Here is a 3,391-nt window from a genome sequence, read left to right as displayed (position 1 = left end):
TAATCTCATTTTTAACTCTCAGTAAACTCAAAAAAAGACTTTGATAATTAAATAATTAATAGTAAAAAACTTCTTTTTTTGAATAAAGAGGAATAAAAAACAAAGATTTTTTGAAAGTTAATAAAACCATAATATTCGTTTAACCTAGTATTTGAACACTTTATCTATTGATTTAAATAGGTGCAAAAAATGTTAAAAAAAAGTAAGGAACGCCCTTACTTTTTTTATGGAATAGAAGTGTTTTTTCTTCAGTAATATTATCGAGATTTGTTTTAACTAACAATCTTCTCTTTGTAGAAATAACTTCATGTGACTGAGGGAAGCGAAGCTATATTTTGTGCTGAAAAAACACACTTTTTTATGAATTTTAATATTGGTTGGCATATTTTATATGTCAAATCTCGCTGTGAAAAAAAGGTTTATCAATCTCTTAAAGATATAGATTTGGACTCCTTCCTCCCAGAATATAAAACTGTAAAACAATGGAGTGATAGAAAAAAAACTATTATAAAACCATTATTCCCTTCGTATGTATTTGTGAATATTAATTCTTCAATGGATTTTCATAAAGCATTATCCGTTCAAGGTGTTTGTACATATATAAGTTTTGGGAAAGATTATGCAAGAGTAAGCGATAAAGAAATAGATAGAATAAAACTTTTTATAGGAACCAAAGGATTAACAGATATTGAGACTAATGCAGAGCTACCAAAAGTAGGAGAGATTAGAACAATTAATGAAGGTGCCTTGAAAGGATTAGAATGTGAAATATTAAAAGTAGATAATACTAATAAAATAATTGTAAGAATAGAGTCTCTTAAGCAAAATATAATGGCTACTATTCCTGTTGAAATAATAAAAACCCCTCAAGAATTAGTTAATTAGAAATACTTATTTGAAATTGATTTAAAAAACATATAAATTTATAAATACTTACAATAAGTATAAGCTCCCTCTTTATAATGATTAATTTAAATACAATAGCGTTAACACGTTATTTCCTTACATACCCTTTATCTTCCCCAATTAAGCTTAATGTAGCATTGCTTAGTTGCTTTTTAGCACTATATGTAAATGCGCAAACTACACCTAAAGATTCTGTAACAACAATAGAAATAAAAGAAGTGATTTTAACCAATACATTTAAAAAAAATGCTACTGGTATAACATCTTCTGCAATTGTTAATTCAGAAATTCTAGAAACTTTTAGCCCTTTAGACATTACAACATCAATTAACCAAGTTCCAGGCGTTTATGCTTTATCTGGAGCTTTAAATACTAATAGGATAACGATTAGAGGCATAGGAGCAAGAACGCCCTTTGGTACAGACAAACTAAGGCTTTATTATAATAATATACCAATTACGAATGGAACAGGAAGTTCTACAATTGAAGCTTTCGATTTAGAAAATTTAGGAAGTATAGAAGTTATAAAAGGCCCAAAAGGAACAGCATATGGTGCTAATTTAGGAGGTGCAATATTATTAAAATCCAGGACACCAAAATACAATACCACTGTACTCTCTAATAATTTTACTTTAGGTTCTTACAACTTAATTAAGGATAATTTAAGTGTACAGCATAATTCTGATGCTTTTTATATAGGTTTAAATTATAACCATACAGATTTAGATGGATATAGAGAGAATAATAGCTTTAAACGAAACGGACTATTATTAAACACCGAGTATCGTATTAATGCCTCTAATACAATAGGTTTACTTGTAAATCATATAGATTATATAGCACAAATACCAAGCTCTATAAACCAAACAGATTTTAACGAAGATCCTACTCAAGCCGCAGGAAATTGGTTAGCGGCACAGGGGTTTGAAGATGATATCTATACCCTTATTGGTGTGCATTACAAAGGGAAATTAAGTGAAAGACTAGAAAATACAAGCTCTATTTTTTATAGCCATTTAGATAATAACGAAGCAAGACCATTTAATATTTTAAATGAAGCCACAAGCGGATACGGATTTAGAACTCAATTTAAAGGCTACTTAAATATTAATACCACTAAAATTGAGTATACATTAGGAGGAGAATTATACAAGGATAAATACGATTGGAAAACCTTTAGAAATGAGTATAGAGATAATAATGGAAATGGAAGCCTGCAAGGCGAGCAAATAAGTAATAACACAGAATACAGAGATCAGTTAAATATTTTTGGATCTTTTAATTATCCTATTACAAATAAATTTAGGGCACAGTTTAACCTCGCTCTAAACCAAACAACTTACGATTTTAGAGATTTATTTAATAATGGAGAAGATAATAAAAGTGCCTCTAGATCCTTTGATCCTATTCTGCTTCCTAGTTTAAGTTTAGAGTATGCATGGAGCCCTTTGTATAATCTATATTTTAATGTAAGCAGAGGTTTTTCTAACCCTGGATTAGAAGAAACATTAACACCAGATGGAGTAATTAATCCTAATATAGAGCAAGAAAAAGGAATGAGTTACGAAATAGGTTCTAGTTTAAAACTGTTAGAAAATAACCTGCTGTTAAATATCTCATTATACCAAATGAATATTAAAGACTTATTAGTTGGGGAGCGTATTGGAGAAGATCAATATGTTGGTAGAAATGCTGGTAAAACAAAACACCAAGGATTAGAGATAGATGCAAATTATAAGTTTCCATTTATTGGCGGTTCTATTTTAAAACCTTTTGTAAGATATACTCATAATAATCACTCTTTTGTTGATTTTATAGATGAAGGCGAGGATTTTTCAGGAAATAGCTTAACAGGTGTTCCTAAAAATAAGCTAGATGCAGGTTTTTATTTCCTGTTAGATGGATTTTACTGGAATACAACGTATCAATTTGTAGATAAAATTCCATTAACAGATGCCAATACATTAAGTAGCGATCAATTTTCTGTGTTTAATACCAAAATAGGTTATAAAAAAGGAATAACAGATAAATTAACTTTAGGCATAAGTATAGGAGTTAATAATCTATTTGATACCAAATATGCACAATCTGTACTAATAAATGCTGTAGGCTTTGGAGGCGCAGAACCAAGGTACTTTTATCCAGGAAATAACAGAAATTATTATGGGAGTTTTAAAGTAAACTACCGTTTATAGATAAAAAAGAGATAACGTTACCTGTTTTCTTATTGGTAACACGACAATAACTTATTAATCAGCAAAAAACATTCTAGGAGTAGCATAGCAAATATGTTGCTCTACTTTGTAGTACACCGCTTTTAAGGCTTTAAGTACTATGTAACGCTATTTTAATTATAGAAAGATGAGCTTAAAAAGACAATACAAATTAAACATGCCTCAACTATTATGGGGAGGTTTAAGCGAAAATTGGTTACTTAAAGAACTAGGAGACGTTCATTGGCAACAAATAACAAATGCTTTAAATA

The 3,391-nt window shown here is 29.4% G+C and carries 2 protein-coding genes; both read left to right on the top strand.

All coding sequences use genetic code 11. From position 1 onward, the window contains the following. The first annotated feature begins 360 nt into the window (after nt 1-360). Nucleotides 361-885 carry a transcription termination/antitermination protein NusG gene (gene nusG / locus ACVC2P_RS16330; RefSeq protein WP_452599523.1) on the top strand — a complete coding sequence of 175 codons (525 nt, stop codon included), beginning with the start codon at nt 361-363 and terminating at the stop codon, nt 883-885. Between the two features lie 77 nt (nt 886-962). Next, complete coding sequence (locus ACVC2P_RS16325; protein ID WP_452599522.1) at nt 963-3,101, top strand: TonB-dependent receptor family protein; 2,139 nt, start codon at nt 963-965, stop codon at nt 3,099-3,101. The last annotated feature ends 290 nt before the right edge of the window (nt 3,102-3,391 follow it).

The sequence above is a fragment of the Pontimicrobium sp. MEBiC01747 genome (assembly GCF_053601635.1).
The sequence above is the reverse complement of the archived record's forward strand: the minus strand, read 5'-3'. Positions and strand labels throughout refer to the sequence as shown.